General features: G+C 56.2%; 12 protein-coding genes. 9 read left to right on the forward strand and 3 right to left on the reverse strand.

The genetic code is table 11. From position 1 onward, the window contains the following. Positions 1–81: 81 nt before the first annotated feature. From arnB to AC6I8J_RS21660, 8 genes are all read left to right on the forward strand, one after another. Positions 82–1,218 (forward strand): UDP-4-amino-4-deoxy-L-arabinose aminotransferase, encoded by a 1,137-nt coding sequence (gene arnB, locus AC6I8J_RS21625; protein WP_285088938.1) that lies wholly within the window; start codon positions 82–84, stop codon positions 1,216–1,218. Between the two features lies 1 nt (position 1,219). After that, positions 1,220–2,203: an undecaprenyl-phosphate 4-deoxy-4-formamido-L-arabinose transferase gene (arnC, locus tag AC6I8J_RS21630; RefSeq protein ID WP_497825869.1), complete on the forward strand. Its 984-nt coding sequence runs from the start codon at positions 1,220–1,222 to the stop codon at positions 2,201–2,203. Beyond that, the gene (gene arnA, locus AC6I8J_RS21635) at positions 2,200–4,179 is read left to right on the forward strand and encodes a bifunctional UDP-4-amino-4-deoxy-L-arabinose formyltransferase/UDP-glucuronic acid oxidase ArnA (RefSeq protein ID WP_161736620.1); all 1,980 of its coding nucleotides are present in this window, start codon (positions 2,200–2,202) and stop codon (positions 4,177–4,179) included. Before arnC ends, arnA begins: the two co-directional genes overlap by 4 nt. Then, on the forward strand, positions 4,179–5,081 hold the full coding sequence (gene arnD / locus AC6I8J_RS21640; protein WP_161736621.1) for a 4-deoxy-4-formamido-L-arabinose-phosphoundecaprenol deformylase: 903 nt from the start codon (positions 4,179–4,181) through the stop codon (positions 5,079–5,081). Before arnA ends, arnD begins: the two co-directional genes overlap by 1 nt. Continuing rightward, positions 5,081–6,748, forward strand: coding sequence for a lipid IV(A) 4-amino-4-deoxy-L-arabinosyltransferase (gene arnT, locus AC6I8J_RS21645; protein ID WP_161736622.1), 1,668 nt, complete (start codon positions 5,081–5,083; stop codon positions 6,746–6,748). The genes arnD and arnT overlap by 1 nt, the downstream gene beginning before the upstream one ends. Further along, positions 6,748–7,068, forward strand: a complete 321-nt coding sequence (gene arnE, locus AC6I8J_RS21650) for a 4-amino-4-deoxy-L-arabinose-phosphoundecaprenol flippase subunit ArnE (RefSeq protein ID WP_222925711.1) — start codon at positions 6,748–6,750, stop codon at positions 7,066–7,068. The genes arnT and arnE overlap by 1 nt, the downstream gene beginning before the upstream one ends. Beyond that, a complete protein-coding gene (gene arnF, locus AC6I8J_RS21655; protein WP_161736624.1) occupies positions 7,065–7,430 on the forward strand; it encodes a 4-amino-4-deoxy-L-arabinose-phosphoundecaprenol flippase subunit ArnF in 366 nt (121 codons plus the stop codon). Before arnE ends, arnF begins: the two co-directional genes overlap by 4 nt. A 146-nt stretch (positions 7,431–7,576) precedes the next feature. After that, on the forward strand, positions 7,577–9,106 hold the full coding sequence (locus AC6I8J_RS21660) for a Fic family protein (protein WP_497825870.1): 1,530 nt from the start codon (positions 7,577–7,579) through the stop codon (positions 9,104–9,106). A 37-nt stretch (positions 9,107–9,143) separates the two neighbouring features. On the opposite strand, the gene AC6I8J_RS21665 is transcribed toward AC6I8J_RS21660, so the two are convergent. Further along, a complete protein-coding gene (locus AC6I8J_RS21665) occupies positions 9,144–9,839 on the reverse strand; it encodes a haloacid dehalogenase type II (RefSeq protein WP_161736626.1) in 696 nt (231 codons plus the stop codon). Positions 9,840–10,109: 270 nt separating this feature from the next. Between AC6I8J_RS21665 and AC6I8J_RS21670 the strand changes: the two genes are divergently transcribed. Beyond that, entirely contained in the window at positions 10,110–10,304 is a 195-nt protein-coding gene (locus tag AC6I8J_RS21670; RefSeq protein ID WP_309568533.1) for a HigA family addiction module antitoxin, read from the forward strand. Between the two features lie 144 nt (positions 10,305–10,448). Here the strand turns inward: AC6I8J_RS21670 and AC6I8J_RS21675 are convergent, their stop codons facing one another. Together AC6I8J_RS21675 and AC6I8J_RS21680 are read right to left on the reverse strand one after the other, a co-directional pair. Then, a complete protein-coding gene (locus AC6I8J_RS21675) occupies positions 10,449–10,655 on the reverse strand; it encodes a type II toxin-antitoxin system Phd/YefM family antitoxin (RefSeq protein ID WP_253418652.1) in 207 nt (68 codons plus the stop codon). A gap of 337 nt (positions 10,656–10,992) precedes the next feature. Beyond that, the gene (locus AC6I8J_RS21680; protein WP_497825871.1) at positions 10,993–12,126 is read right to left on the reverse strand and encodes a glutathione-independent formaldehyde dehydrogenase; all 1,134 of its coding nucleotides are present in this window, start codon (positions 12,124–12,126) and stop codon (positions 10,993–10,995) included. Positions 12,127–12,189 lie beyond the last annotated feature (63 nt).

Genomic DNA, 12,189 nt, shown 5'->3' on the forward strand with positions numbered 1-12,189 from the left:
TCACTATTTCAGTTCTTTCCGGCGTTGTATCCGATTAACAACGCGCGACAGTTTATGGGTTTGATTTGCAGGAGTTTTAGCATGGATTTTTTGCCATTTTCCCGCCCTTCATTCGGCAATGAGGAGCTGGCTGCTGTTAAAGCGGTATTCGACTCCGGATGGATAACAACCGGGGCGAAATGCGCCGAACTGGAACAGGCCTTTGTTCAGCTGACCGGCAACCCGCACGCCATTGCAGTCAGCTCTGCCACTGCCGGGATGCATGTCACGCTGATGGCGATGGGGATCGGGCCTGGCGATGAGGTGATCACGCCGTCCATGACCTGGGTTTCAACCCTTAACCTGATTACGCTGCTGGGTGCCACGCCAGTCATGATTGATGTCGACCCGGATAACCTGATGGTGACGCCGGAAGAGATAGCTCAGGCCATTACGCCACGCACCCGCGCCATTATTCCGGTGCATTACGCCGGTGCGCCTGCCGATATCGCACCGATCTATCAGCTGGCTGAGCAGCATGGCATTGCCATTATTGAAGATGCGGCTCACGCGGTGGGCACGACTTATCAAGACAGACCGGTCGGGCATCGCGGCACGGTAATTTTCTCGTTTCACGCCATCAAAAATATTACCTGCGCGGAGGGCGGTCTGGTGGTGACCGATGACGCTGCTCTCGCCGATCGTATCCGCAGTCTGAAGTTTCATGGCCTTGCCGTGGATGCGTTTGATCGCCAGACCCAGGGGCGTCTGCCGCAGGCGGAAGTGATGATGCCGGGCTTCAAATACAATCTGCCCGATATCAGCGCAGCGATTGCGCTGGTGCAGTTACAGAAACTGCCGGGCTTTATTGCACGCCGCCGTGAGATTGCCGAACGCTATCTTGAGGCGCTGCGTTCGCTACCTTTTACACCGCTTTCACGGCCAGAGTGGCCACATCAGCATGCATGGCACCTGTTTATTATCCGCATTGATGAACAACGCTGCGGGCTGTCCCGTGATGCCTTTATGCAGGCGCTGAAGACGCGAGATATCGGCAGCGGCCTGCATTTCCGTGCAGCGCATACCCACAAATATTACCGCGAGCGCTATCCCGATCTGCGTCTGCCCGCCAGTGAACGTAACAGCCAGCAGATGTGTTCACTTCCCCTGTTTCCGTCCATGACGGATCAGGATGCAGAACGCGTGATTCAGGCTTTACATGACATTGCCGGAGCCTGAGATGCGCGATATCAAACCGATCAATGTGCTGTCCGTGGTGATCCCGGTCTATAACGAGCAGGAGAGTTTGCCTGAGCTGCTGCAGCGCACTTGCGCCGCCTGCGACGCCCTCAACCTTGAATATGAAATTCTGCTGGTGGATGACGGCAGCAGTGACCGCTCTGCCGAACTGATTGAACAGGCCGCCACCGTTCCCGGCAGCCGGATAACCGGCGTGCTGCTCAACCGCAACTACGGGCAGCACTCCGCCATCATGGCCGGATTCAGCCAGGTCCGTGGCGATCTGATTGTTACCCTTGATGCCGATCTGCAGAACCCGCCGGAAGAGATCCCGCGGCTGGTCGAGGCTGCGCGTCAGGGGTATGACGTGGTGGGCACCGTCCGGCAACAGCGCCAGGACACCTGGTTCCGTCGCAAGGCCTCGCGCACGCTTAACCGCCTGATTCAGCGGGTTACCGGCAAAGTGATGGGAGACTACGGCTGCATGCTGCGCGCCTATCGCCGCCATATCGTCGAAGCGATGCTCAACTGCCACGAACGCAGCACCTTTATTCCGATTCTGGCCAACACCTTTGCCCGTCACACCATCGAGCTGCCGGTGATCCATGCCGAACGGGCTTTTGGCGATTCGAAATACAGCTTTATGCGGCTGATCAATCTGATGTACGACCTGGTGACCTGCCTGACCACCACGCCGCTGCGACTGCTCAGCGTGGTCGGCAGCCTGATTGCGCTCTCCGGCTTTGCCTTCTCGCTGGTGCTCATCGTACTGCGACTCTTTTTTGGTGCGGCCTGGGCGGGTGACGGTGTCTTCGTGTTGTTTGCCGTGCTGTTCATGTTTATCGGCGCCCAGTTTGTGGGTATGGGACTGCTCGGGGAGTACATCGGGCGCATTTATAACGACGTTCGCGCGCGTCCGCGCTATTTCGTTCAACGCATTGTTCAGGCTCCTGAAGAGCCTTCAGTACAGGATACTCAATCATGAAGACCGTTGTTTTCGCCTATCACGACATGGGCTGTGTCGGCATCAATGCCCTGCTGAATGCAGGCTATGAGATCACCGCCATTTTTACGCACAACGACGTGGCGACCGAAAATAACTTTTTCGGCTCGGTAGCCCGCCTGGCGGCAGAACACGGCATTCCGGTCTATGCGCCGGATGAGGCGAATCATCCGATCTGGCTTGACCGCATCCGTACCATGGCACCAGAGATGATCTTCTCCTTCTACTATCGCCATCTGCTGAGCGATGAGATCCTGCAATGCGCTCAGAAGGGGGCCTTTAACCTGCATGGCTCCCTGCTGCCAAAATACCGTGGCCGGGCACCGCTGAACTGGGCGCTGGTCAATGGCGAGCGCGAAACCGGCGTCACGCTGCATCGCATGGTGAAGCGCGCAGATGCCGGTAATATTCTGGCGCAGCAGAAAGTGGCCATTGACGCTCAGGACAACGCGCTGACGCTGCATCGCAAGCTGACCCAGGCCGCGGAGCAGTTGCTGAGTGACCTCTTGCCTCGCCTGCGTCAGGGTGAAGTCAGTGAGTGGCCACAGGATGAGAGCCAGGCAACCCGCGTGGGCGGTCGCACGGCCGAAGATGGCCGCATTGACTGGAATCAGCCTGCTGAGACAATTCACAACCTGGTCAGAGCGGTCACCGATCCCTGGCCTGGGGCATTCGCCTTTGCCGGTTCGGTTAAATTTATCGTCTGGAAGAGCAGGGTTCATCCGCAGCAGCAGCAGGCAAAACCGGGCACTGTCATCTCTAAACAGCCATTCCTGATCGCCTGTGGCGAAGGCGCACTGGAAATCCAGACCGGACAGTCTGAGCATGGCGTCTATATGAACGGCAGCCAGCTGGCGCAGAGCCTGGGCATGGTGCCAGGTGCGCTGCTCTATTCACAGCCGCAGTCGGCGCTGCAACGCCGTACCCGCGTGCTGATCCTCGGTGTTAACGGCTTTATCGGTAACCATCTCACCGAGCGTTTGTTACAGGATGAACATTTTGAAGTCTACGGCCTGGATATCAGTTCAGACGCTATCAGCCGTTTCCTGGAACATCCGCGTTTTCATTTCGTTGAGGGCGATATCGCTATTCACTCCGAATGGATCGAGTATCACATCAAAAAATGTGACGTCATCCTGCCACTGGTGGCGATCGCGACGCCGATTGAGTACACCCGTAACCCACTGCGCGTGTTTGAACTCGATTTCGAAGAGAACCTGAAAATCATTCGCGACTGTGTGAAGTATCAGAAGCGCATCATTTTCCCGTCCACCTCTGAGGTCTACGGCATGTGTACCGATGCCAGCTTCGATGAGGATTGCTCAAATCTGGTGGTCGGGCCGATCAACAAACAGCGCTGGATCTACTCCGTATCTAAACAGCTGCTGGACCGCGTGATCTGGGCATATGGTGAAAAAGAGGGGCTGCGTTTTACCCTGTTCCGTCCCTTCAACTGGATGGGACCGCGTCTGGATAACCTCAATGCGGCACGCATCGGCAGTTCACGCGCAATTACCCAGCTCATCCTCAATCTGGTAGAAGGCTCGCCGATTAAGCTGATCGATGGCGGCAAACAGAAGCGCTGCTTTACCGATATTCAGGATGGCGTGGAAGCACTGTTCCGCATCATCGAAAACAGGCAGCAGAATTGTGATGGTCAGATCATCAATATCGGTAACCCGGACAACGAAGCCAGCATCAAAGAGCTGGCCGAGCAACTGCTGGAAAGTTTCGAGCGTCATCCGCTGCGCAGCCAGTTTCCGCCGTTTGCCGGTTTCCGGGAAGTGGAGAGCAGCAGCTACTACGGCAAAGGCTATCAGGATGTGGAGCACCGTAAACCGGCTATCCGTAATGCGCGTCGCCTGCTCGGCTGGACACCGACCGTCACGATGGATGTCACTATCGACAACACCCTCGACTTCTTCCTGCGCACCGTCGAGCAACAGGCTGATAAGTGATGAAGAAGATTGGTCTGCGGATTGACGTAGATACCTGGCGCGGCACGAAGCAGGGTGTGCCGGCGCTGCTTGAGCTGTTCCGGCGTCATGCGGTGCGGGGCAGCTTTTTCTTCAGCGTGGGACCAGACAACATGGGCCGTCATCTCTGGCGGCTGGTGAAACCGGCGTTTCTCATGAAGATGCTGCGTTCCCGTGCTGCATCGCTCTATGGCTGGGACATTCTGCTCGCCGGCACGGCCTGGCCGGGAAAGCAGATGGGACGCGGCCTGCGGCAAATCATGCAGGACGCCACCCGTCAGCATGAGGTCGGCCTGCATGCCTGGGACCACTTTGCCTGGCAGACCTGGGCGGGCGTCTGGCCGCAGGACAAGCTGGTTGAGCAGATAGCGCGCGGCACCGAAACGCTGAGTGAAATCCTCGGTCACCCGGTCAGCTGCTCGGCCGTTGCGGGCTGGCGCGCTGATGGCCGGGTCATCGCTGCCAAACAGGACTTTGGCTTTCACTACAACAGCGACTGTCGGGGCAGCGGCCCGTTCCGGCCTCTGCTGCCGGATGGGCAGATCGGCACGGTACAGATTCCGGTGACGCTGCCCACATGGGATGAAGTGGTTGGCCGCGAGGTCAGCGCAGCAGGCTATAACGACTACATTCTGGCGAAGATGCTCGCGTCTGATGAGGGCGCGGTTTACACCATACATGCCGAAGTCGAGGGGATCATCGGCTACCCGGACTTTGACCAGCTGCTGGATGCCGCAGAACGTAACGGCATTCAGTTCTGTCCGTTAGGCGAGCTGCTGCCCGATGATCTCAGCACGTTACCGGTGGGCAGGGTCGTCAGAGGCGAAATTCCCGGACGGGAAGGGTGGCTGGGTTGCCAGAAACTGACTGAAGAGGCGAACTAGTGCGGATACATAACAACACGAAGTGGCTACTTTTTTTCGGCTTTTTTGTTCTCTATTACCTGATCCCACCGATGTTCCGCGACCTCTGGCAACCGGATGAAACCCGTTATGCGGAGATCAGTCGGGAGATGCTGGCCACGGGTAACTGGGTCACGCCGCACTTCTTCGGCCTGCGTTATTTTGAAAAACCGATTGCTGGCTACTGGGTCAATTCGCTGGGTCAGTGGCTGTTCGGTCATAACAACTTTGGCGTGCGGGCAGGAGCGATATTCTCAACGGCGATTACTGCCGCGCTGATCTTCTGGCTCGGCAGGCGGATATTTGGTTCGGCGCGCACCGCCGCTGTCAGTAGCCTGATTTTCCTCAGTTCGCTGCTGGTTTATGGCGTCGGCACCTATGCAGTGCTCGATCCCATGCTGATGCTCTGGCTGGCGGCCGGGATGTGCAGCTTCTGGCTGGCGACGGAGGCCAGCGGACGCGCCGGGCGCGCGGGCGGCTATCTGCTACTGGGTCTCGCCTGCGGCATGGGATTTATGACCAAAGGCTTTCTGGCGCTGGCAGTGCCTGTGCTGGCGATTCTGCCGTGGGCGATCTGGCGAAAGAGACTTCCGGAGCTGCTCTGCTTCGGGCCAGTGGCGCTGCTCTCAGCCGCGGCGATCAGCGCACCCTGGGCGCTGGCGATCTATCATCAGGCACCGGATTTCTGGCACTACTTCTTCTGGGTTGAGCATATTCAGCGCTTTGCTGAGGACAATGCACAACACAAGGCGCCGTTCTGGTATTACCTGCCGGTTCTGCTGCTGGGCACGCTGCCGTGGCTGGCGCTGTTACCGGGTGCATTAATGACCGGCTGGCGCGAACGTCAGCACCATCCGGGCGCGCTCTATCTGCTGAGCTGGACGGTCATGCCGCTGCTTTTTTTCAGCCTGGCTAAAGGCAAGCTGCCGACTTATATACTGCCCTGTTTTGTGCCGCTGTCGCTGCTGATGGCGCACTATGGGCTGAACGCCGCCCAGCGTGCAGGGCGCGCTTTAACGGTCAATGGCTGGCTTAACCTGATTTTCGGCATCCTTACTCTGGCAACGGTCCTGCTGGTGCTGGCGCCCTGGAGCGTGACGCATCATCCGCTGTTCGCTACGCATGAGATGCTGAAGCTGGTACTGGGCGCGATGGCATTTCTCATCTGGGGGCTGGTGGGCGCATACAGTTGTCGATCTTCACAACGCCGCTGGCTGGCGGCCGCACTTTGCCCGCTGGGGGTCGCACTGCTTATTGGCGCTGCGATCCCGGATAAAATCCGCGATGCTAAACAGCCGCAGCACTTTGTTGCCACGATTAGCGCGCGTCTGGCCTCCAGCCGCTTTATCCTGGCGGACAATCCTGGCGTAGCCTCTGCGGCAGCCTGGCATTTGCAACGCAGCGATATCGGTTTCTATGACACTAAAGGCGAGCTGGAATATGGGCTGAGCTACCCGGATGCGCAGTCCCGCTTTGTCTCTCAGGCTGACTTTGGCGGCTGGCTTGCTGACCATCGCCGTATCGGAAGCGTGTCGCTGATGTTGCTGGTCGACTCGGTGCACAGCGATATCGGTGAGGATGTGCCGGTGCCCGATGCGGTCTATCGTCAGGGCAGGCTGGTCTGCCTCTATTACGGTCAGATGAAGTAATGCTGCTGCTGATTGTGCTGGTGAGTCTGCTCAGCTGCAGCGCGCAGCTGTGCCAGAAACAGGCGACCCACGCGACTTCGCGCCGAATTCGCTTAAGCTGGATTGGCATGAGCGTGCTGCTGTTAGGCGTTGCGATGCTCCTCTGGCTGCTGGTACTGCAGCGGGTGCCGGTGAGTCAGGCCTATCCCATGCTGAGCCTGAACTTCATTTTCGTTGCGCTGGCCGGGCGCATCCTCTGGCGCGAACGGTTAACGCTGCGCCAGATTGCCGGCACGCTGCTGGTGGTGACGGGTGTGGCGCTGATGGCGAGTCAGCTATGAAAGGGTATGGATGGGTCGCCTGCAGCGTGCTGCTGGTCTCAGCGGCACAGCTGATGATGCGCTGGGCGATGCCGCGGCTGCCCGATGCCAGCAGCATTGTGTCTCTGCCTGCTGTTGCCATACTGCCCGCCTTGCTGCTGCTGGCCGGGCTGGGCGCGTATGGTGTCTCGATGCTTTGCTGGATTCGCGCGCTGCACTATTTTCCGCTGAATCGGGTCTATCCGCTGCTCAGCCTGAGTTACGTGCTGGTCTGGCTGGTGGCGGTCTGCGTGCCGGTATTCCATGAGGCGTTCAGCTGGCATAGCCTGGCGGGCGTAGCGATTATTGTTATCGGGCTGCTGTGCATTGTGGTTAAGCCCTGAACAGATAAGTTAGCGTTTTCGCATCATAAATCATTGTTATTACCGTTTTCGGGCAAAAATTAATGTCGCCATGATAGGCATATTAGCGTTTTAGTGTTAAAAATCCTTTTTGTTATCGTTTTCGGGCAACGGATAAAGGATTCACTATGCTGGTCGGCTTTAGCGCACTGCGCGAACGTTATGCTATCCAACTGGCGCAGCCATTACGCGTTAAGTCAGCTATTGGAACGGTACGCTCTCATCATGACAGCCAGGGCCAGGTTGAAAATCATTATCCACCTGGCTATCAACCGGAAGATGATTTTGCCGGTCACTTTGCCTTTGGTCTCAAGTACGAAGAGATTCACCTGGAGTTTTTTGCCCGCCTGTTTACCGCTGTCGGCCCGGAACCGCTGGAGGCGTGGTGCCGTCAGGAGCCGTTCGGACAGTATGCGCGACGGGCTGGCTTTCTCTATGAATGGCTGACCGGCAACACGCTGCAGGTACCGGATGTCACCAATGGAGGTTATATTGAGGCCATTTCATCCAAAGCCTATCTGACCCGAACGACAGTAAAGCGCGTCAGACGCTGGCGCATCAATGATAACCTGCCAGGATCGGTGGATTTCTGCCCGCTGGTACGCAGGACCGCGGCCGTTGAGCAGGCGCTTACGTTCGATCTCAATGATGCCTTAAACGATCTGGATAACGCCTTTGGCGCAGACATTCTGATGCGCACTGCCAGCTGGCTGACATTTAAAGAGTCGCGCGCCAGTTTTCTCATTGAGAAAGAGTCGGATCAGGGCGACCGCATTCAGCGTTTTGCTCACGTTATTGCGCAGTATTGCGGACAGCTTGACGATTCGCTCAGTGATAGCAGCCTGCATACCATACAGCAGGGCATTCTTGGCCAGGACGCACTGGGACTGGGCCTGCGCCGCTCACCCGTGTTTGTCGGGCAGTCGACAATGCGTGAGGATATCGTCCACTATATTGCGCCGCACTATGATGATGTTCCTCGCTTCATGCAGGGCCTGAAAGCCTTTGACCTGGCGACGCGGGGTGCCGCGCCACTGGCCCGTGCCGCGGTTATTGCGTTTGGCTTCGTCTATATCCACCCGATGCGTGATGGCAATGGCCGCATCCACCGATTTTTAATCAATGACACGCTGATTCGTGACGGAGCGATACCGGATGGGGTCATCCTGCCGGTCTCAGCCACCATCACCAGTTCGATGGATTCTCGGGTCGGCTACGATCGCACGCTGGACGTGTTCTCGAAACGGCTGATGCGGCGCTATGCGGGCTGCTATCGGTTTGGCGAACTGAAAACCTATGAAGATGACACGCTGAGCAACTTCAGTTTCAGCGAGTATGAGGATGCCCGGTTCGCCTGGCGCTATCCCGACTTAACCGAGCATGTGCTTTATACCTGCAAAGTTATAGAGCATACCGTCAGAAAAGAGATGGCTGATGAAGCGCGCGTATTGGTGATATTTCAGCGTGCACAGCAGCGTCTGAAGGACGTCGTTGAAATGCCCGATCAGGACGCGAGTCGCATTATTCGTTCGCTGAAGGAAAATGGCTGGCAGATCTCTGGCAAGCTTAAAAAAGCGTTTCCGGTGCTGGACGATACGACGCTGTCCGGGCGCATCGTGGAAGCGGTCAGAGCGGCGTTTGAGACCCAGGCAGACTGACTGCCTGGGTTTTACCGGGAATCACTGAGCACTATGCTTAGCCGGGCAGTTTAAGCTGTGCGGCCAGCGCCTGGATATCGCTGACGATCAAATCAGGTGCAGGTGCCAGCGGATAAGGTACCTGTCCGTGACGCCTGACAAAGGCTGTTTTCATGCCTGCCCGTTTTGCGCCGCCCACATCCCAGCCATGCGCCGCCACCATCATGCACTCAGACACGGGTTTGCCCATCTCCTCCATTGCCCACTGATAAACTCTCAGGTCGGGCTTATAAATCTGAACCTCCTCCACGCTGAGAATGCGAGTGAACAGCGGTCCCAGTCCGGCTGAGCTGAGTTGTTTTTCAGCCAGCGCGGCAGAGGAGTTGGTCAGCGCAACCAGCGTAAAACTCTGCTGCTTCAGGGCCGTCAGTCCTGCGGCAACGTCAGGATGGGCGGGCATGGCGGCGATAATGTCAGCCAGCGGCGTCGCGTCAGCTGGCAGAGTGACGCCGTAACGCGCAGCGGTCATCTTCAGTACTGCTTCGGCAATATCACCAAAGCTGTGCCAGCTGCCGGTCACTGACTCGACCAGTGAATGATGCAACAGTGAGGTAAACCAGGCCTCGGCGCGCTCCGGCCTGTTGCCAAGCCGCTGCGCGACAGCATGGTTCAGTTCGGTAGTGGACAAAAGGGTTTCATTCACATCGAAAAACAGGGTGCCGCTATAGGGTTTGGGGTTGCTAATGTTGCTCATTGGGCCTCCGGTAGATCGGACGAGTGTGATTGTGAGGCGTTTGGGCGCTGATTGAAGGTAGGACATTGAGGAAGATTGCTCAAGGTGTGGAGGCAGCGATAGGGTTGAAGGTAGATTAGCAAAGCCAGATGTAATTCAAGCCTGAAAACAGAGCGCATAATACTAATTATGTTAAATAATACATAATTGTTACGGGAAACGGGCGCATTACTTTTAGTTTAAAAACGGTGACGCCTGGATTCTAAATTATGAGGACTATCGCTAAAGACAATGCCTAATCCCCCACACGCAGGTGAAGTTATTTCCGACATCATGGAAGATCTCGACAATGGAATCAGGGAGTTGGCTCGTGCTTTGGCTATTGCACCCTCTACAGCATCAGGAATGGTTTCTGGTATCACCGCTGCAACGCCTGAGATGGCTATCAAACTGGCTGCTGTTATCGGCAGTACACCTGAGATGTAGCTTCGAATTCAGGCTGCCTATGACCTTGATCGGACGGCTAAACCAGTGGATTTGTCGGTGTTGAATAGCAGTTACAAGCCCGAACCATTGCAAAATACGAACCAGCCGTATCTTACTGATGCGATTGAGTATCGAAGATATAACTCACAAAAGCTGATCCAGAACGACATCAAGCAGAGGCGGGTTGCTGCGTTCGTGGACCAGTTTAACCAGTTCATTATCGTCAAGGGCATCAGGTATCAGTTCGTAAAGCTCAGCCGGGCCGCAATAAAATGCAGGCTGATTGTGGTGGAGTATTGCGACCGGATAACCCTTCCCTGCTTTAACAATGGCAATGGGATCGCTTTTCAGCGCCTCTGTGCGGGCACGGGTATCGCAAAACTATGTATGACATAACCCCTCCAGGGCTACCTGACAGCGTTTTATCGTATCAGCATGAGGCACTGTTATTCAGCCACGGCATGTTCAGAACCCGTTGAAACTGATGTGTTCTTTATCAAAAAAGCTAAACGCTAAATCATTCTGCAAAGAGCCGTTCGATTTGATTTGCAAAACGCCCCGGCGCTTTCACCTCGCCTCTTTCTCATAAGAGTCATAACACACGCTGAAAGCATCAAACCACAGACAGGCTTTTAGTTCTCCTTCTCATTTCCGCCTGAATGTGGCTTATGCGGCTATGGCTCACGATTCAGGGTTTCAGAATGACTTTTGTCCAGCCATCATCACGATCGTCAAAATGCTTATAGCCTTCGGGAGCATCTGCCAGTGCAAGACGATGTGAGATGATCTGCGCCGGATTGGCTCTGCCCTGATGGATAAGCCTGGCGAGCTGGCGGTTGTAGGCTTTCACGTTACACTGGCCGGTTTTCATTGACTGACCTTTAAACCAGAACGTACCAAAATCGAACGGCACTTTACCCTCTTTAGCCAGCTCAGTTGCACCGCCGGGATCCTGAGGAACAAAAACGCCTACCGTACCAATCCCGCCCGTGGCCTTAGTTGATGCAACAAGGCTGTTCAGCGTGGCGGAGTTGTCCTCATGGCCATGTTTATTGCAGCACTGATAACCCACGCACTCGCAACCGCAATCCGTGCCGCGCCCATCGGTGAGTTCGAGGATTTTATTGACCGCCTCATCGCCCACGCCATTGATCGCCACTGCACCAATCTGTTCGGCTAACGCCAGTCTGTCAGGATGGGTATCGACCACAAAGACCTGTGATGCGCCTTTAATCATGGCCGAATGTGCCGCCATTAAGCCGACCGGGCCAGCACCGTAAATGGCAACACTCTCGCCAGGGCGTAATCCTGCCAGCTCCGTGGCATGCCAGCCGGTAGGGAAGATGTCGGACAGCATAACGTAGTCTTCCTCCTTTTCTGCCGCATCCGGCGGCAGTACCAGGCAGTTAAAGTCAGCAAAGGGAACACGAAGTAACTCCGCCTGACCACCCTCCCATTCGCCCATCTCCGCAAAGCCATAGGCGGCACCGGCCGTACCCGGATTTGCCGTGAGACAGTAACCGGTTAACCCTTTCTCGCAGTTTTCACAGAAGCCGCAGCCGATATTAAAGGGCAGGCAGACATAATCACCGACTTTAATCCGCTCTACACCGCTACCGATTTCAACAACCTGGCCCAGATTCTCATGGCCGAAGATGCGACCCTGCTCGAAGCTGGTTCGCCCTTCGTACATATGTAAGTCAGAACCGCAGATATTGGTGGTGGTAATACGGACAATCACATCGGTGGGACGAACGATTTTCGGATCCGGAACGTCTTTGACTGAAACGTCAAAAGGTCCGTTATAGACAACTGCTTTCATAATGTTTACCTCACGGGCATGATCAGTTTTGAGGGTGGCGACTGCATGATGCATTGCTGACGC

The sequence above is a fragment of the Pantoea sp. X-Soil-ISGK-355 genome, assembly GCF_059730805.1.

Excerpts from the sequence above, each read along its gene's own strand:
- arnB (WP_285088938.1), top strand. The coding sequence starts at position 82 with ATGGATTTTTTGCCATTTTCCCGCCCTTCATTCGGCAATGAGGAGCTG.
- arnC (WP_497825869.1), top strand. The coding sequence starts at position 1,220 with ATGCGCGATATCAAACCGATCAATGTGCTGTCCGTGGTGATCCCGGTC.
- arnA (WP_161736620.1), top strand. The coding sequence starts at position 2,200 with ATGAAGACCGTTGTTTTCGCCTATCACGACATGGGCTGTGTCGGCATC.
- arnD (WP_161736621.1), top strand. The coding sequence starts at position 4,179 with ATGAAGAAGATTGGTCTGCGGATTGACGTAGATACCTGGCGCGGCACG.
- arnE (WP_222925711.1), top strand. The coding sequence starts at position 6,748 with ATGCTGCTGCTGATTGTGCTGGTGAGTCTGCTCAGCTGCAGCGCGCAG.
- arnF (WP_161736624.1), top strand. The coding sequence starts at position 7,065 with ATGAAAGGGTATGGATGGGTCGCCTGCAGCGTGCTGCTGGTCTCAGCG.
- AC6I8J_RS21660 (WP_497825870.1), top strand. The coding sequence starts at position 7,577 with ATGCTGGTCGGCTTTAGCGCACTGCGCGAACGTTATGCTATCCAACTG.
- AC6I8J_RS21665 (WP_161736626.1), bottom strand. The coding sequence starts at position 9,839 with ATGAGCAACATTAGCAACCCCAAACCCTATAGCGGCACCCTGTTTTTC.
- AC6I8J_RS21670 (WP_309568533.1), top strand. The coding sequence starts at position 10,110 with ATGCCTAATCCCCCACACGCAGGTGAAGTTATTTCCGACATCATGGAA.
- AC6I8J_RS21680 (WP_497825871.1), bottom strand. The coding sequence starts at position 12,126 with ATGAAAGCAGTTGTCTATAACGGACCTTTTGACGTTTCAGTCAAAGAC.